Raw genomic sequence first — 16,452 nt, 5'->3', positions numbered from 1 at the left:
TTGGTGGATCGTGTGTCTGCTCCACGGGATGCTGCTGCGGGATATAAGTCGCCGAAAATACGTGAAATTCAATCCAGGTGCATGAGAGGTCGCTGTGCGATTAATCGCCTTCGGCGAACTCTCGTCGGCCAGGGGGCGCGCATTATCCTCCATGGGAGGTACGGCTGGGCGGCGGCCGTACCTCGGTGGCCTCGGCTGGTGTGCAGTGGAAGGTGGTGCTATGTAGGCTAATGATCAAATAGGGCGCTATGTTGTAGTCATACGGTTATAAGGCAGATTGCACCTTTGTTGACTGTGGTTGATAGGGTCCATCAGCGTGACGAGCGTTGAAGCTCCCTCGTTCGGGGACTATGTGCGCCACCTGAGGTTGTCCAGGACGACACCGGGATTCTCCCCTGGGCCGCCGACCTCCCGTCAGCCGTCCAGCCGGGAGAAGCTGGCCATCGCGACGGGAATCAGCCAGAGTTATCTGACCAAGCTTGAGCAGGAACGCAATACGCATCCATCGCCGGAGGTCGTCGACCAGCTCGCCGATGCCCTCGGGGTCAACGCCGTGGTCAGACAGCATCTCCACGACCTGGTCGCGTGCGCGCAGGCCAGGTCGGCGCCCGATGCCGTCCCGCGGCCATGTCCTGAGGTGACCACCGAGGAGCGCAAGCACATCGAGGCGCTCTGCCCCAATCTGTCGGCGTGGGTGGACGAGGCCTGGTGGGTGCTGCACGGAAATCGCGAGTACAACCGGATCTTTCGCGGACTCAGCCGAGCCGGCAATGTGCTGATCTGGTTTTTCACCGCTCCCGAGTCCCGTACGATAATGGTCGAATGGGAGGTCGAAGCGCGTCTGACGGTTGCCTGGCTGCGCACGCACATGGTTCAGCGGGGCAATGACCCAGTATTCTTGAGTCTCCTTGAAGAACTATCCAAGTTGCCGGATTTCATGGAAATGTGGCGACGGCAGGAGATCCTGATGGGCAGGCACACGCCGTACATGAGGGTCCGAGACATCGACACAGGAAAAGAGCTGACCCTGCTCGCCAATGTCTACCGGCATCCCGATCCGACACGGGGCGTTCAGATGTTTCTCGGATCGCGTCACGAAGACGAAGAGTGACTTTCAGGGAAAGTCTTTGATGTTGTGGATACGGCGACCTGGCCGGCATGATTGGGGATGACTATTCGTGGCAGACGTCAATGTTTCCGAGCTGTTCGATCCACTCGAGTGGAGTGAGGTCACGGGGTTCGGTTTCACCGACATCACCTACCACCGTTCGGCGGAGGCACGCGGTGGTAAGCGCATCGTGCGCATCGCGTTCGACCGGCCCGAGGTTCGCAACGCCTTCCGGCCCCACACCGTTGACGAGCTCTATCGGGCGCTCGACCACGCACGGATGAGTTCCGACGTGGGATGTGTCCTGCTCACCGGCAACGGACCGTCCCCCAAGGACGGTGGCTGGGCCTTCTGCTCGGGTGGTGACCAGCGCATCCGCGGGCGCTCCGGCTATCAGTACGCGAGTGGCGAGACGTCCGAAACGATCGACCCGGCACGGGCGGGCAGGCTGCACATCCTCGAGGTGCAACGGCTCATCCGCACGATGCCGAAGGTCGTCATCGCGGTCGTGCCCGGCTGGGCCGCCGGAGGCGGGCACTCCCTCCACGTGGTGTGCGATCTCACCCTGGCCTCCGCCGAACACGCTCGCTTCAAGCAGACGGACGCCGACGTGGGGTCGTTCGACGCCGGGTACGGCTCGGCCTATCTGGCGCGCATGACGGGACAGAAGTTCGCCCGGGAGATCTTCTTCCTCGGCGAGGAGTACACCGCGGACCAGATGCACGCCATGGGCGCGGTCAACCGGGTCGTGCCACACGCGGAGCTCGAGGCCACCGCCCTGGACTGGGGGTGGAAGATCATTGGCAAGTCGCCCCAGGCCCAGCGGATGCTCAAGTTCGCCTTCAACCTGGTTGACGACGGCCTGGTCGGCCAGCAGGTGTTCGCCGGTGAGGCGACCCGCCTGGCGTACATGACCGATGAGGCCGTCGAAGGCCGCGACGCGTTCCTGGAGAAGCGTCCCCCCAACTGGGAGCCGTTCCCCTACTACTACTGACCGCGCGTCCGTCACGGTCGCGCGCCGGGGTTCGCCGGGCTGTACCCCCTGCCCCCTGCCCCCCTGACACCCGCTGACATCCATGATGTCGCTCCCGAGGTGACGGCTCAGTGGTGCCGGATTCGCTGGAGGAAGGAGCGTTTCCTGGGTGGTGGTTCCGGGGCGGGCTTCTCCTCGGCGGGATGGCGGGCCCGCCAGTCGCCGAGGACCTCCTCGACGTCCAAGAGCGGCTGGAAGAGCGGTGGTCCCGACAGGGGCTTTCCGTAGCTCTCGCGGATCTTCTCGTTGACGCCGTCGACGATCCTGCGCACCTCCGCCTCGCTCCGCGCGTCGACCGCCGCCGCGCGGCACTCCTCTGCCTCCTTGCGCAACGCGAGCGTCCCCGGCAGCGGGAACGACAGGTTCTCCGCCTGCATCTTCTGTTTGATCCACCACATCTCGTCGTACGGCCTGCCCTCACCGGGGAGGGGTTTCCCCGTGCCGGGCAGGTCGTCGAACTCCCCGCGCTCCGTGGCCTCACGAATCTGCCGGTCGATCCACGTCTCGAAACTGACTCCAGATGGTTTGCGTTCCGTCATGACTTCACCTCCGGGCCGCCATCAGCATCCGTTACCGAGGATAACCAGGGGACGTCGGAGGGAGCCGCCTCTTGCGGGACCCGGCCGTCGCCGGTGCCGGGCCGTACGGGCGACGGCGATTCCGGTCCGCTCGGAAACTCCCTGGAGCCCTGCCGTAAAGCGGGTGAACCCGAGTACGGCGATCGCCGATCTTCGGTTCTCCGGGAGGAGAAAGCACTTCTGGTTCTCCGGGAGGAGAAAACATCGGGGGTGGAGGGGGCCGGCGGTTACTACGCGGACCGGCTACCGCGGGGATTCGATCTCGCCGCCCCTGGGAGCCGTCTCGGCGCGTTTGACGAGGTCGGCGATCCGTGAGGCGACCTCGGGCCACAACGCGCGGGGCAGGTTGTGACCCATGCCGTCGATCACCACGAGCTCGGCATCCGGGATGGCCTCCGCGGTCGCCCGCCCACCGCTGACGTCACACATGAGATCGTCGGCGCCGTGGAGCACCAGTGTGGGCACGTCAACCGACCGAAGCCGCGCGGTCCGGTCTCCCGAGGCGATGACCGCGACGGCCTGGCGGGCGAAGCCGAGCGGATCGTGGGCTCGATCGTAGGCGCGCCCGACATATTCGCGCAGCTCGGCTTCGTCGCTCTCGAAACCGGGTGATCCGACCGACCGGAAGGCCGTGACCCACCAGTCGATCACGTCCTGGCGGCTCTCGTTAGGCGCCCCCATCAGCATGGCCAGCGTCTCGGGTCTCGGCTGGCCCACGGAGCGGTCACCCGTGCTGGACATTATCGAGGTCAGCGACCGGATCCGGCCGGGATGCTCGATCGCGATCGTCTGGCCGATCGCGCCTCCCAGCGAGGCGCCGACGATGTGGGCGCTGTCCAGCCCGAGCGCGTCGAGCAGGCCGACGGTGTCCGCCGCCATGTCCGACAGGGTGTAGGACGCGGAGGACGTGTCGCCCGCGAGCGCCGCAGGCAGGTCGGGCGCCGGCGCGTCGGGGAAGTGCGACGACAGGCCGGCGTCGCGGTTGTCGAACCGGATCACCTGCAGGCCGTGCGCGACGAGCTCGGCGCAGAGGTCCTCGTGCCAGGCGAGCAGCTGCGCGCCCGCGCCCATCACCAGCAGCACGGGCGGCGCCTGGCGGTCACCGAAGCGCTCGTACGCCACCTCGATGCCCGAGGGGCCGACATCGAACACCTTTTCCACGCCCGTCATCACCGTCTCCTCGCCGAAGGGCGGACAAAGAACGCTCTCAAAATATGATGCGATGGCCACGAACTCGAAACAAGGAGTTGACGAAATAATTGCGGGTGACATTTTAGGTGCAATTCATAAAAATGACGTGTACTAAAATCGGGTAGCCGGATTTCCGGTATTCCCCGATCGGGTCGGCGGGGCCGGTGGGGGCGGACGATCCGGCGAGCGGGCTGATCGTCGCGGCTCGGTCACGCGGTCGGCGTGGTGTGACGACTTCGGCGCGCTCGAGGTGTGGTGGCGCGGAGTGCGTGTTCCGGCCCGGACGTCGACTTCCGTGAAGCGTGCCGAGATCGCGGGACTCATGTTCTTTCAGGCATTCCACTCCCAGAACCGGGCGCGGCGGGTTTTCCACGCCCCGCCGGGGCTTCGGTCCGTTCCCGGAGCACGCTCTCAGGCGAGCGGTCGAGCAGGTGGATTCCGAGAGGTGTTCGGGGCGGGACTCCGGGGCCGGGTGTGCTCGACGTTTCCGGGTCCCAGGCTGCGGGACGCCCGGTTCGCCGCGAGTCGTGGGCGGGGGAGGGGCGCAGAGGGAGGGGACGAACGGGCCCTCGTCGTGCATGTCTCCGGAGGTGCCCGCCGGAGGGGCGAGGCCGAGTTCTCCGTCGCTGGGGATCGTCGCGGGCTCGTCCGCCGGGCCGCCTGGGCCTCCTGGTCATGTGGCAGGTCAGGAGCCTTCTGAAGGACTCTCGGGGACTCCTGTCGGGTCCGTGGGTGGCACGCCGTGTCTGACAACGGCAGCGAGTGATGATGACTACGGCATTTACTGTTAGGAAACTTTCTTTTATATTTGATTTACCCCCCTAGCAAAGGAAGTACGACATGCGAAGATTGTTCAGGGTCTTAGCGGCGGTGGTTCTCGCCGTCGCGTCCGTGGTGTTCGTCGCCTCGCCCGCCTTGGCGCACGGTTACATCACCTCCCCTCCCAGCAGGCAGGCTCTCTGCGCCCAGGGGAAGGTCTCCAACTGTGGCCAGATCATCTGGGAGCCGGCCAGCGTCGAGGGCGTCAAGGGGCAGCGGAACTGCAGTGGCGGCGACGCCCGCTGGTCCCCGCTCGACGACGACAGCAAGGCATGGCCGGTCACCAACGTCGGTGACACGATCACCTTCAACTGGCGGATCGAGGCCCGTCACTCCACCAGCACGTGGGAGTACTTCGTCGGCGGCACCCGCATCGCGGTGTTCGACGACCGCGGTAAGGTGCCGGGCTCAACGGTCTCGCACGTGGTGAGCCTGGGCGGCAGGACCGGCCGTATCAAGCTGCTCGCCATCTGGAACATCGCCGACACCCAGATGGCCTTCTACAACTGCGTCGACCTCCAGGCCGGCGGGAGCAACCCCACTCCCACTCCCACCTCCAACCCGACGCCCACCGTGACGCCCACCCCGACCCCCACGGTGACGCCCACCCCGACCCCGACCGTGACGCCGACGACGACCCCCACCCAGCCCGTCGGGAACTGGACCGCGGGCACCGTCTACCAGGCGGGTGCCCAGGTCCTCTACAGCGGCGCCACCTACAAGTGCCTCCAGACGCACACCGCGCTGCCCGGATGGGAGCCGCCCAACGTTCCGGCGCTCTGGGCACGCGCGTGAGCTGATTTCGCGGTAGCCGGGAGCGGTTCCGGCACCGACCGTCCGCGGGCGTCCGGCATCCCAGGAGCCGGACGCCCCTGAGGCACGGCTGTCCGGTCGGGAATCCGGCCGGACACTCCGTCGCACGGACGCCCGTGGGGCACGGAACCGACGGACCGACCGGTGAGGGGAGAGCGGCTCGAACGCCCGGCCGACTCGGGCGGAACGGCTCGGCACTGGCTAGGATCGGAGCACATGAGCCTGTTCTGAGGGAGGACGGTGACCGAGCACACGCCTCAGGACAGCCGCCCGCGCAGCTCCCTCGCGGCGGCTGCGACGGCGTTGTCCCGCCTGGGGCGGCTGCGTGACCTGCCGGTCATCCTCATGCTGGCATGGGTCGGCTGGCTGGCGATCCCATGGCCGTCCAACAGTCTCGTCCAGGCCCGCGGTGGAGCGGGCCAGCCCCTGACCACGGGGGTCCAGCCTCCTGCCACAGGCGTTCAGCCCGCAGCCACGGGGTCCCCGGCCACGGGCGTCTGCGCCGGGCGGGTTCTCGACGGAGGCATTCCCGCGGGGCAGGGGCCGGGCACGGCCGCCTCCGCGGACTGGACTCTCGCCGCGGCGCCCGCCGCCCGCTCGGCGCTGCTCGTGAAGCCGGTACGGCCGTCGGCAGAGAGCACGGAAGAGGCCGTTCGCCGCGACCCGGCCACCGAAGCCGCGCGGGCGGAGAGCATGTGCCCGGAGGCGGTCACCGGAGTCGCATGGGTGTCCGGCGCGTCCCCGGGGGCGGTCGCCGGGTCCGCGCAGGCGGCGGTGAGTGTGCAGGAGCTGATCGCCCTGGAACGGGCGCGCATCGCCGGGGAGGTGCACGACGCGGCGGGACACGGTCTCGCGACCGTCGCCATGCAGGCCGGGGTCGCGCTGTTGATGCTCGACGAGCGTCCCGACCAGGTCCGCGAGTCGCTGGAGGCAATTCGCTCGACCAGCATGCAGGCGCTCAGCCAGCTCCGTTCCGCACTCGACCTCATCGACCCGAGGGTTCCCGGGCCCGACCTGCCCGGTCTGATCGCCGGGGTGCGCGCGGCGGGGCTGCCCGTCGACGTCGAGCCCGCGGAGCCGTACATCCCCGCGCATCTCGAGGGCGTGGTCTACCGGGTCGTGCGCGAGTCGCTGACCAACGTCCTGCGCCACGCGGGCCCGACGGAGGCCTCGGTCCGCGTCGCCAACGAGCCGGGCGCGCTCGTCCTCGAGGTCGCGGACGGGGGAGGCGGGTCGCCCGGGGCGACCGGGGGACAGTTGTCTCCGGCGGCCGAGGGGCGGGGGCTGGCCGGGATGCGCGCCAGGGTGACGGAGGCCGGTGGCTCGTTCAGCGCGGGCCCGCGCGAGGACGGTGGCTTCCGCGTCGTGGCCAGGTTCCCGGCGGACGCCGTATGACCTCTCCCGCGGACCCGATCCGAGTGGTGCCTCCCACGGGCCCGATCCGTGTGGCGCTCGCCGACGACCAGGCCGTCATGCGGATGGGGCTCAGGGCGCTCATCGACCGCGAGCCCGACCTGGAGTTCGCGGGCGAGGCGGCCGACGGCGCCGGGGCCCTGCGCCTGCTGGGCGAAACACATCCCGACGTCCTCCTGCTGGACATCCGCATGCCGGGCATGGACGGCATCGACACGTTGCGAGCCATCGCCGCCGACCCCGTGCTCGCCGCGACCCGGGTGGTCGTCGTCACCACCTTCGAGGTCGATCACTACGTCTTCGCCGCCCTCCAGGCGGGGGCCAGCGGGTTCGTCCTCAAGGACAGCGCGCCCGAGGAGCTCACCCGCGCGATCAGGGTCGTCGCCTCGGGGGAGGCCCTGCTCTCCCCTTCCGTCACCAGGAAGGTCATCGGGCTGTTCGGCCGTCACGACACCGCCCCGGTCGAGGGGCTCGACACCCTCACGCCCCGGGAGCGCGAGATGGTCGCCTGGGTCGCCACCGGCCGGTCGAACGACGAGATCGCCGCCGAGCTGGTCATCAGCCCCGAGACCGTCCGCACCCACGTCAGCCGGGCCATGGTCAAGCTGCGCGCCCGCGACCGTGCCCAGCTGGTCGTCTTCGCGGTCAGGTCCGGGCTGACGGCTCCTTCTTGAGCTTCTTGAGGAAGCCCGTGTAGGTGCGCTGCTCCAGCTGCGCCTCGATCTGCTTCACCGTGTCCAGCCCAACCCCGACCATGATGAGGATGGTCGTCCCGCCGAACGGGAAGTTCTGCTGGGTCCCCGGATCGTGCAGCAGCATGAACGCGATGATCGGGAGCAGCGACAGCGCGCCGAGATAGAGCGCTCCGGGCGCGGTCAGCCGGGAGAGCACGAAGCCGAGGTAGGCCGCTGTCGGCCGTCCCGGCCGGATGCCGGGCACGAACCCCGAGAACTGCTTCATGTTGTCGGCGACCTCGTCCGGGTTGAAGGTGATCGCCACGTAGAAGTAGGTGAAGGCCACGATCAGCAGGAGGTAGGCCGTGATGTAGACGGGGTGGTCGCCCGACACGAGATAGCGGGCGATCCAGTCCGCGACGGGACCCGTGCCTCCCGCCAGCTGTGTCACCAACTGCGGCAGGAGGAGCAGCGACGAGGTGAAGATGACGGGGACGATCCCGGCCTGGTTGACCTTCAGCGGAAGGTAGGTCGAGGTCCCGCCGTACACCTTGCGCCCGACCGTCCGCTTGGCGTACTGGACCGGGATCCGTCGCTGCGCCTGCTCGATGAACACCACGGCCGCGACCAGGAAGACCCCCGTGACCAGCATCGTCGCCAGCGCGAACGGGCTGACCACGAAGATGTTCGACAGGTACGAGGGGAACACGGCGACCACCTGGGCGAAGATCAGAATGGACATGCCGTTCCCGATCCCCCGATCGGTGATCAGCTCGCCCAGCCACATGATCACGGACGTCCCCGCGACCAGGGTGAGCACGATCACCACGGTCGTCATCAGGCTCTGGTCGCGCAGCAGCTGCCGGTCACAGGTGGGGAAGATCTGGCCCGCGCGGGCCAGCGAGACGATCGTGGCGGCATGGGGTACGGCCAGCGCCACCGTCAGGTATCTCGTGTACTGGGTGATCTTCGCCTGCCCCTGCCGTCCTTCCTTCCTGAGTGCCTCCAGACGCGGGATCGTCACGGCGAGCAGCTGGATCACGATGCCCGCGGTGATGTACGGCATGATCCCGAGGGCGAACACCGACAACTTCAGCATCGCCCCGCCGCTGAACAACTGCAGCATGTCGACGAGGCCGCCGTGGGTTCTGCTCAGGCACTCCTGTACCGCGGCGACGTTCACGCCGGGCGCGGGCAGGATCTGCCCGAACCGGAACAGCGCGATCATCGCCAGCGTGAAGATCATCTTCTTCCTGAGGTCCGGCATGCGGAAAGCACGGACGAGGAGGGTCAGCATGCGCCGAGTCTGGCCGGACGGCCGCGCCGGGACATCCGCTCACCGGAGGCTTCGCCGTACGCGGATCCGCGTACGTTCCCATCGGCACGAGATCATCTATGCCGGATCGCCTCGCGAGGGAGGCCGGGTGTCAGCCGGTCAGGCCGAGTTCGCGGGCGCGCAGGCCCGCCTCGAACCGGGACCCGGCGTCGAGCAGTTTCATCAGCTCGGCGACCCGGCGGCGGTAGGTGCGCAACGACAGGCCGAGCTCGCGCGCCGCGGCCTCGTCCTTGTGGCCCGCGCCGAGCATGGCCAGGACGCGTCGGCTCTCCTGGCCGAGCACGGGCGGGTGGGTGCGGCGGAACTCGGCCAGCTCGGTTGCGGCGTCCCAGGCGGCCAGGAACAGCGAGCCCACACTCCTGACCACGTCGGGGGAGCGGACCACGGTGTAGCCGCGGACGCCGCCTACGAGCGGTCCGGCGAGGATCGCGATCCGGCCGTCGACGAGGATCGTCTCGTGCGGCAGGCCGGTCGTGCAGATCCGCACCTGGGCGCCGCGGGCGGCCACCTCGGCGAGATGCCGTCGCGACTCCTCGTCGTCGAGGACCTGCGGGTTGAAGAGCTTGCGGACGGTCAGGGGCGGTGCCGTACGGTGCCTGGCCCCGGCGATCCGCGCGCGCAGGCCGGGCATGCTCCAGGTCTTCAGATCCCCGGCAGCGCAGACGAATTCCCGCTCGGCGCTCAGGAGCAGATGGCCGGCGCGCTCGACCAGCTCCCGCTCGCCGCGCAGGGTCACGTTCCGGTCCGGATCAACAGTCATCGCCTCAAGTGTGCGGTCCCGCGTGGTGGGTGGCAAAACGTGTCATGCGCGGCGGAACGGTGCCTCGCCCCACAGGGCGGATGGTCTTCCCACCGCTCCTCGCCTCGGTCGTCGTCGTGGCCTTTCCACGCGTGGGCGCGATGGCAGCTTGCTGCCACCGCCTCGCCACGCGGACGGCGGGGGCGCAGGGTTGGGGCATGACGCACACACAGATCGACGAGGCCGGACACTGGACGCTGGGAGGCGAGACGCGTGTCGCCCGCATCGGGTTCGGGGCGATGCGGCTGCCCGCACGGGGCTTGGACGGCCCGGCGGGGGACCGGGACACCGCGCTGGCGGTGTTGCGCGGGGCGGTCGAGCTCGGCGTCGACCACATCGACACCGCGGCGTTCTACTTCTACGGGGACCTCGCGGCCAATGAGCTGATCCGTACGGCGCTGCGTCCCTATCCCCCGAACCTGGTGATCGCCACCAAGGTCGGCCCCCGGCGCGGGCCGGAGGGGTGGCTGCCCGAGGCGGGCCCCGAGGATCTGCGCCCAGCGGTCGAGCAGAACCTCCGTGAGCTCGGGCAAGACCGCCTCGACCTGGTCTATCTGCGGGTCGGCGGGTTCGAGACGACGGACGAGCCGATCGGGGAGCGGTTCGCCGCGCTGGCCGCCCTGCGGGAGCGGGGACTCATCCGGCATCTCGGGCTCAGCAACGTGTCGAGGGCGCAGCTCGCGGAGGCGCGGGCCATCGCCCCGGTGGCCGCGGTGCAGAACCACTTCCACCTGCTGCGGCAGCAGGACGCCGACCTGCTCGCCGAGTGTGAGCGGGAGGGCATCGCGTACGTGCCGTTCTTCCCGCTGGGCGGAACCGGGCTGCCGGACGACGAGCGGATCAGGCGGATCGCGGAGCGGCACGACGCCACGGTCGCGCAGGTCGTGCTCGCGTGGCTGCTCGCCCGCTCACCGGTGATGCTGGCCATCCCGGGCACCGCCTCACCGGCGCACCTGGCCGAGAACGTGGCGGCGGCCGGGCTCCGGCTGAGCGCCGGGGAGGTGGCCGAGCTGTCCGCCGTCGGCGGTCAGGCCCCGGAGGACAAAATCTGACATTCTTATGGGAGATTAGGTCTCGAAACCTTCTGATCGTTCACGGGCGCACATAGGGTCGCCGCCATGAGAACCACGGTTTGCGCCCCGGCCCCGCCTCGGGGAGACATTCCCCCGGCAGCCGGGCCCTGGACGGTCGAGCCCCGTGCGGTCAGGCCGGTACGGCGTGGGCCGTCACGGCGCCGCGTGTCCGCGCGGAGGCCTGTGTGATGGTGACGGAGCCGGTGTTCGCGCGGAGGCCCGCGTGATCGTGACGGAGCTGAACGTCTACCCGCTCAAGAGCGGCGGCGGCACCACGTTGCGGGAGGCCGAGATCACCCCACGCGGCATACGGCACGACCGCGAGCTCATGCTGGTCACCCCGGACGGCAGGCACCTGTCCCAGCGGGAGATCCCGAGGCTGGCGCTCCTGAGGCCGGTCTACGACGGCTGGAAGCTCCGGGTCGAACCCGTTGATCCGGCCGTCGTCGCGACCCCACTCGTGCACGACGTACGGCGGGACGGCGAGGCGCGGGACATCACCCTCTTCCGCGCCCCCTCCCGCGGCGTCGACCAGGGCGACGCCGCCGCCGACTGGTTCTCCGCCGTGCTCGGCACCGCGTGCCGCCTGGTGTGCTTCCCCGACGACCACGTCCGCCCGCTCGACCCGCGTTACGCGACGGGGGAGGTGGGATACGCCGACACCCTCCCGCTGCTCGTCACCTCCCCCGAGTCGCTGGCCGAGCTGAACACGAGGCTGCCCGAGCCCGTGCCGATGAACCGCTTCCGGCCGAACATCGTCGTCTCCGGCTGGGATGGGCCGTTCGGGGAGGACAGGGCGCGGCGGCTGCGGATCGGCGAGGTCGAGGTCGACCTGGTGAGGTCCTGCGGGCGATGCATGATCGTCAACGTGGACCAGGCGACGGGGGTGAGGGGACGGGAGCCGCTCCGCGCGCTGGCCGGGTTCCGGAACGTCGAGCGGCGGATCCTCTTCGGACGGACCGGCGTGCCGCGCACGCTGGGCGGCGTCCGGGTGGGTGATCCCGTCGTCGTCCTGGACCGGTGAGCGGGCTGCTGAGCAAACTACCAGGGGAGTGTCAGATTACCTGGCGCTTTGGGCCGCCCTCGCCGGGAAGCGCCACGCCACGCGGCGAGAGGTCTGACCTCGCGGGGGAGCGCCTGGCCGTGCCGGCCCCGGCCGCCGCGGCGAGACGATGCTCGCGGTGGCCAGGCGGCGGGTTCGCCGCCGCCCGGCCGTCTCGTGTGACATACATGAACGAGGTGTGTGAATTTTAATTATTCCCAGCGCACCGACTCTACGTCGTTGGCGTAGGTGAATGACAGTGGGCCGCCGGAGTTGGGGGCAACACTCGCGCAGTTTCCTCGGTAGTTGATGTCGGTGCAGATGATGGCGTACCTGCTCGGGTTGCCATTCCATACCCACTTGGCGCTATTGCCGACCCTAAGCCCCCGATTAAGTCCAGGAGAAATGTATACGTTGTCGTTGAGGTTGGGGTCGTCGACGGCGAAGTCGGAAATGCTCTGGTTGCCGATGCTGGCGGCGGCGAAGCAGATCTCGCTCGTGCATATGCCGTCCTGGTTGGCCAGGAGGGAGGCTGAGCCGCTCACCTGGCTCGCGTCGGCGGCGCCCGGCGTGGCGATCACCGCGAGAGCCGAGCAGGCGGCGAGTACGGCGGCGGCGATCCGGCGACGAGATTGCCGCCCTGTGGGGGCCTGCTGTTTCATTGCTGTTTTCCCTTCGTTGACGGCTTTCCTTTCCGAAACGACACTACGAGCGGCGTCGGCATGCCGACAATGGCGTTTCGTTTAAATCTGGGAGAACGAATATTTTGATGTTTCGCCCTCCTTTTCCGGTCGGCCGAATTCGGAAAACGCTTTCACGGTGGTCGCGTATTTTGGTGCGTCGTTTTTTTTGAAAACGGGTGGGGTTTCGGGGGAGGGCGGACCTCTGGAAGGCCGCTGAGAATCTTGCCGGTTCCTCACCTGTGACGGTTCTGGCCCGCCCTGCTCGGTGTCGGCGCCACGACCTGGCCGACCTGCGTGCCGCGTTCGCCGCCTTGCCGGTCTACCAGGGGTGCGGCGCCGACGACGATCCCCTTGATCTAAAGGTCGAGGCCGTTGAACGACAGCTTGTCCCACAGGGCGCGTTCGTTCCCCCGGGGGTCGTCGGCCACCTTGGCGGGGATGTCCCAGATCATCGTGGCACGTCGCGGGGTGCGGTAGGCGGGCCACGCGGGCCTGGAGACCGTACGGCGCGCACTGGGGTCCCCGGTGCGGGCGAAGGAGGTCCAGGCGTCGACCATCTGGTTCGACAGCGTCGTCAGCCGTGCCCGGTCGGTCCGCAGCGCCTCCTGCCCGCCCTGGATGCCGGCGAAGCGCAGGGTGCCGAACATGAAGGGCAACTCGATCGTGTGCACCGCGCCGACCCCCTTCGGGGGCGCCCAGTCGAACTGGAACACGTAGGTGGGACGCCAGCGGTTCTGCGCCTCGGCGAGCCTGATGAGGGGCACCCGGATGCCCTGGTCGGTGAACATCGCCAGGGCCGCCTCCTGGCGTGTCCTGTCCTTGCGGTAGATCGCGGTCATCCGCTCACGCTGGTCCGCGAGCTCCTTCGGGAAGAACGCCTCGTACTGCCGGGCGAGACCGCTCAGCCCCTCCGGGGCGAACTGGCCGAAGAAGTTGATCTCGTCGCGGTCGCTGCCGACGAGGAGATCGATCCCGCGCGCGTTTCCAGCCGCGACACGCTTGATCACCGAGTCGCGGACCAGCGTCCCGTCGACGTAGGCGCCGAAGTACAGCGCGCCGCCCGCCGCGCCGGGCAGGGTGGACACGGCCTTCTCCTGCACCTTGAGCACCTCCTCCACGGACATGGCCTTCAGCTTGGCGATGTCACGCACGGGGAAGGCCGCGGCGAGCTTGCCCTGGAACGCCGTGGTGTGCACGAAGGCCTCGTTGCCGCTCTGCAGGACGGCCCGGCGGAACAGCTTCTCCGGGTGGTCGGTGGCGAGCATCGCGCTGATCGAGGCGGCGCCCGCGGACTCACCGACCACGGTGACGTTCGCCGGGTCGCCGCCGAAGTCGGCCACGTGCTCCTTCACCCAGCGCAGCGCGGTCATCTGGTCGCGCAGCCCGTTGTTGCCGGAGCCTCGGTAGGCCGGGTCGAGACCGCCGAGCTCGGTCCAGCCGAGCACCCCGAGCCGGTAGTTGAGGGAGACGACCACCGCGTCACCCCTGGTGGCCAGGTGGGTCCCGCTGTAGCGCGGTTCGTTGCTCGTCCCGTACCTGGCCGCGCCACCGTGGATGAACACGATCACGGGACGCTTCGCGCGGTCCGGTCGCGGTGTCCACACGTTGAGGTAGAGGCAGTCCTCGTCGGTGTAGACCTTCTTGTCGTCGGGGTAGTCCTCGGTCAGCACGTCCCGCTCCTGGGGGCAGACACGGGTGCCGTCGACGGCCTTGAGCGTGCCCTGCCACGGGCCCACGGGTTGTGGCGGCCGGAAACGGTGCTCTCCGACGGGCGGTTCGGCGTACGGGATGCCACGGAAGGCGCACAGGCCGTCCGCCGCCGTGCCCGAGACGGCGCCGAGCGAGGTGTGGGTCACGCAGGCCGTACCGTCGTCGGTGCCGCCGGGCGCGGCTTTATCGGCCGCCGCGCCGCACGCGGCGCTGGCGGTCAGCGCGAGAGCCGCCCCGGCCACGGCGAGAACGGTGGGAACGCGGAACATCGAGATCTCCTTTGCGAAGGCTTCGGGTAGAGCCTCGCCGGGGAGGGCGCAGGACCGGATCGGTCCGCGCGGTGAATCCGTGGTCGCTCGCAGGAGTGAGGTTCGGGTGTGGGCCTTGGTCTATTCGGAGGCCTACTCGGAGCCGGCGACGGCGAGGCCCGACTCGTAGGCGAACACGACCGCCTGGGCCCGGTCCCGCAGGCCGAGCTTGGCCAGCAGATTGCTCACATGAGTCTTCACCGTGTGCTCGCTGACCACCAGCTCGGCCGCGATCTCGGCGTTGGACAGGCCCCGGGCGACCTGCCGGAGCGTGTCGGTCTCCCGGTCGGTCAGCTCGCCGAGCCGTCTGCGCAGCGCGGGTCTGGCGGTGCCGCGCCGTACGACGTCCTCGATCAGCCGCCGGGTGACGGCCGGGGCGAGCAGGGACTCTCCCGCCGCGACGAGCCGGACCGCGCGCACCAGGTCGTCCCGCCGCACGTCCTTGAGCAGGAAGCCGCTCGCCCCGGCGCGCAGCGCGTCGTACACGTAGTCGTCGATGTCGTACATCGTCAGGACCAGCACCTTCGCCGAGGTACGGCGGCAGATCTCCGCCGTGGCCGCGACACCGTCCATGCGGGGCATGCGGATGTCCATGAGCACGAGGTCGGGCTCGAGTTCGAGGGTCTTCCTGACGGCCTCGTCCCCGTCCGAGGCCTCTCCGACGACGGTGATGTCGTCGTGCGCGTTGAGGATCATGGCGAAGCCGCCACGGAACAGGTCCTGGTCGTCGGCGACGAGTACTCGCATATGGGTCATCCGATGGGAAAGGTCGCTGTGACTGTGAAACCGGACGGGTCGACGGTGAGGGTACCCCCGCACGCCGCCACCCGCTCGCGCATGCCGATGATGCCGTGTCCCTCGCGGAAGTCGCGGGTGCCCCGGCCGCTGTCCGCGATCTGGACCGTCAGCGTGGGTCGCGCCCACGTCAGGCGCAGCCACACGGTACGGACGGAGGCGTGCCGCAGGACGTTCGTCAGGCTCTCCTGGATGATCCGGTAGGCGGCGATGTCCACCGCCGCCGAGATCGGCAGGCGGGGTCCCCGTTCGTCGACGATCACGTCGAGGCCCGCGTCACGGGTCCGTTCGACCAGTTCGGAGAGGGTGTCGAGACCCGGATGGGGGTCGCGGCCGAGGGCGCCCCGCAGCGCTCCGAGGATCAGCCTGAGCTGGCTGACGGCGTCTCGCCCGGTCGTCGCGATCGCCTCGAAGATCGCCTCCGCCCTCGCCGGGTCGCCCCGTACGACCAGCGGTCCCGCCTCGGCCTGCACGACCATGAGGCCGACCGAGTGGGTCACGATGTCGTGCATGTCGCGGGCGATGCGCGTGCGCTCCTCGGCGACCGCCGCCGCGCGTTCCTCCCGCAGCCGCAGGGCGCGCTCCTCGGTCGCCTCGCGCTGCGCCTGCCTGGCCCGGGTGGTCGTGCCCAGGGCGTACGCGGCGATGTAGGCCGTCACGACGTAGCGGAAGGTGTCGAGGTCCTCATCCGGCAGGACGAGGGAGGAGAGCACCCCCGCCGCCAGCACCACGCCCCCGACCGCCCGCAACCTGGGGGAGGCCAGCGCCGCGAAGGTGTAGGTCATGACCAGCGGCCCGTACGGCACGAGCAGGAAGGGACTGTGCTCCAGCGCGTGCTGCCCCAGCATGAGCACCGTCATCGCCAGGCCCGTCACCAGGCCCACCGGGACCAGCAGCGTACGCCGCAACACCAGGGGGACCGAGGACAGGAGCGCCAGGGTCACGGCCCACCACGGCTGCGCGTAGGGCACGAAGAACGGGATGACCGTCGCAGCCGTGACGACGACGGCGATCGCCACGTCGGCCCGGGACGCGCGGAGGGAGTTCACTGGGCCTGCCACCATCCGGATCGGGATT

15 protein-coding genes are annotated in these 16,452 nt (G+C 69.2%); 7 read left to right on the top strand and 8 right to left on the bottom strand.

All coding sequences use genetic code 11. The annotated features are described in order from the left end of the window. Window positions 1-316 precede the first annotated feature (316 nt). Window positions 317-1,111: a helix-turn-helix domain-containing protein gene (locus tag AB0395_RS04385; RefSeq protein ID WP_366276931.1), complete on the top strand. Its 795-nt coding sequence runs from the start codon at window positions 317-319 to the stop codon at window positions 1,109-1,111. A 67-nt stretch (window positions 1,112-1,178) separates the two neighbouring features. Next, complete coding sequence (locus tag AB0395_RS04380; RefSeq protein WP_366276928.1) at window positions 1,179-2,102, top strand: 1,4-dihydroxy-2-naphthoyl-CoA synthase; 924 nt, start codon at window positions 1,179-1,181, stop codon at window positions 2,100-2,102. A 107-nt stretch (window positions 2,103-2,209) separates the two neighbouring features. On the opposite strand, the gene AB0395_RS04375 is transcribed toward AB0395_RS04380, so the two are convergent. Beyond that, window positions 2,210-2,680 carry a DUF1992 domain-containing protein gene (locus AB0395_RS04375; protein WP_366276925.1) on the bottom strand — a complete coding sequence of 157 codons (471 nt, stop codon included), beginning with the start codon at window positions 2,678-2,680 and terminating at the stop codon, window positions 2,210-2,212. A gap of 282 nt (window positions 2,681-2,962) precedes the next feature. Further along, a complete protein-coding gene (locus tag AB0395_RS04370) occupies window positions 2,963-3,889 on the bottom strand; it encodes an alpha/beta hydrolase (RefSeq protein WP_366276922.1) in 927 nt (308 codons plus the stop codon). A gap of 861 nt (window positions 3,890-4,750) precedes the next feature. Between AB0395_RS04370 and AB0395_RS04365 the strand changes: the two genes are divergently transcribed. The 3 genes from AB0395_RS04365 to AB0395_RS04355 all read left to right on the top strand — a co-directional run bounded on the left by AB0395_RS04365 (window position 4,751) and on the right by AB0395_RS04355 (window position 7,629). Continuing rightward, complete coding sequence (locus tag AB0395_RS04365; protein ID WP_366276920.1) at window positions 4,751-5,524, top strand: lytic polysaccharide monooxygenase; 774 nt, start codon at window positions 4,751-4,753, stop codon at window positions 5,522-5,524. Between the two features lie 258 nt (window positions 5,525-5,782). Next, on the top strand, window positions 5,783-6,937 hold the full coding sequence (locus tag AB0395_RS04360; protein WP_366276917.1) for a histidine kinase: 1,155 nt from the start codon (window positions 5,783-5,785) through the stop codon (window positions 6,935-6,937). Then, window positions 6,934-7,629 carry a response regulator transcription factor gene (locus AB0395_RS04355; protein WP_366276914.1) on the top strand — a complete coding sequence of 232 codons (696 nt, stop codon included), beginning with the start codon at window positions 6,934-6,936 and terminating at the stop codon, window positions 7,627-7,629. Before AB0395_RS04360 ends, AB0395_RS04355 begins: the two co-directional genes overlap by 4 nt. Here AB0395_RS04355 and secY read toward each other — a convergent pair. Together secY and AB0395_RS04345 are read right to left on the bottom strand one after the other, a co-directional pair. After that, window positions 7,601-8,926: a preprotein translocase subunit SecY gene (gene secY / locus AB0395_RS04350; RefSeq protein WP_366276911.1), complete on the bottom strand. Its 1,326-nt coding sequence runs from the start codon at window positions 8,924-8,926 to the stop codon at window positions 7,601-7,603. The genes AB0395_RS04355 and secY overlap by 29 nt on opposite strands. Before the next feature lie 130 nt (window positions 8,927-9,056). Then, the gene (locus tag AB0395_RS04345) at window positions 9,057-9,725 is read right to left on the bottom strand and encodes a DNA-binding response regulator (protein WP_366276908.1); all 669 of its coding nucleotides are present in this window, start codon (window positions 9,723-9,725) and stop codon (window positions 9,057-9,059) included. Between the two features lie 197 nt (window positions 9,726-9,922). Between AB0395_RS04345 and AB0395_RS04340 the strand changes: the two genes are divergently transcribed. Together AB0395_RS04340 and AB0395_RS04335 are read left to right on the top strand one after the other, a co-directional pair. Further along, window positions 9,923-10,816 carry an oxidoreductase gene (locus tag AB0395_RS04340; protein WP_366276905.1) on the top strand — a complete coding sequence of 298 codons (894 nt, stop codon included), beginning with the start codon at window positions 9,923-9,925 and terminating at the stop codon, window positions 10,814-10,816. A gap of 244 nt (window positions 10,817-11,060) precedes the next feature. After that, window positions 11,061-11,861 carry an MOSC N-terminal beta barrel domain-containing protein gene (locus AB0395_RS04335; protein WP_366276903.1) on the top strand — a complete coding sequence of 267 codons (801 nt, stop codon included), beginning with the start codon at window positions 11,061-11,063 and terminating at the stop codon, window positions 11,859-11,861. Between the two features lie 230 nt (window positions 11,862-12,091). Here AB0395_RS04335 and AB0395_RS04330 read toward each other — a convergent pair whose 3' ends face one another. The 4 genes from AB0395_RS04330 to AB0395_RS04315 form a co-directional block, all read right to left on the bottom strand. Further along, entirely contained in the window at window positions 12,092-12,541 is a 450-nt protein-coding gene (locus tag AB0395_RS04330) for a hypothetical protein (protein WP_366276900.1), read from the bottom strand. A gap of 377 nt (window positions 12,542-12,918) precedes the next feature. After that, window positions 12,919-14,541 carry a carboxylesterase/lipase family protein gene (locus tag AB0395_RS04325; protein ID WP_366276897.1) on the bottom strand — a complete coding sequence of 541 codons (1,623 nt, stop codon included), beginning with the start codon at window positions 14,539-14,541 and terminating at the stop codon, window positions 12,919-12,921. 132 nt (window positions 14,542-14,673) lie between these two features. Then, entirely contained in the window at window positions 14,674-15,336 is a 663-nt protein-coding gene (locus AB0395_RS04320; protein ID WP_366276894.1) for a response regulator transcription factor, read from the bottom strand. Beyond that, window positions 15,333-16,424, bottom strand: coding sequence for a histidine kinase (locus AB0395_RS04315; RefSeq protein WP_366276892.1), 1,092 nt, complete (start codon window positions 16,422-16,424; stop codon window positions 15,333-15,335). Before AB0395_RS04315 ends, AB0395_RS04320 begins: the two co-directional genes overlap by 4 nt. Between the last annotated feature and the right edge of the window lie 28 nt (window positions 16,425-16,452).

This window comes from Streptosporangium sp. NPDC051023, assembly GCF_040689595.1.
GTDB lineage: Bacteria > Actinomycetota > Actinomycetes > Streptosporangiales > Streptosporangiaceae > Streptosporangium.
This window is presented reverse-complemented; position numbering and strand designations above follow the sequence as displayed.

Bases quoted from the DNA above. Each gene is read 5' to 3' on its own strand.
- AB0395_RS04320 (WP_366276894.1), bottom strand. From the start codon at position 15,336: ATGACCCATATGCGAGTACTCGTCGCCGACGACCAGGACCTGTTCCGT.
- secY (WP_366276911.1), bottom strand. From the start codon at position 8,926: ATGCTGACCCTCCTCGTCCGTGCTTTCCGCATGCCGGACCTCAGGAAG.
- AB0395_RS04375 (WP_366276925.1), bottom strand. From the start codon at position 2,680: ATGACGGAACGCAAACCATCTGGAGTCAGTTTCGAGACGTGGATCGAC.
- AB0395_RS04325 (WP_366276897.1), bottom strand. From the start codon at position 14,541: ATGTTCCGCGTTCCCACCGTTCTCGCCGTGGCCGGGGCGGCTCTCGCG.
- AB0395_RS04365 (WP_366276920.1), top strand. From the start codon at position 4,751: ATGCGAAGATTGTTCAGGGTCTTAGCGGCGGTGGTTCTCGCCGTCGCG.
- AB0395_RS04340 (WP_366276905.1), top strand. From the start codon at position 9,923: ATGACGCACACACAGATCGACGAGGCCGGACACTGGACGCTGGGAGGC.
- AB0395_RS04370 (WP_366276922.1), bottom strand. From the start codon at position 3,889: ATGACGGGCGTGGAAAAGGTGTTCGATGTCGGCCCCTCGGGCATCGAG.
- AB0395_RS04345 (WP_366276908.1), bottom strand. From the start codon at position 9,725: ATGACTGTTGATCCGGACCGGAACGTGACCCTGCGCGGCGAGCGGGAG.
- AB0395_RS04355 (WP_366276914.1), top strand. From the start codon at position 6,934: ATGACCTCTCCCGCGGACCCGATCCGAGTGGTGCCTCCCACGGGCCCG.
- AB0395_RS04330 (WP_366276900.1), bottom strand. From the start codon at position 12,541: ATGAAACAGCAGGCCCCCACAGGGCGGCAATCTCGTCGCCGGATCGCC.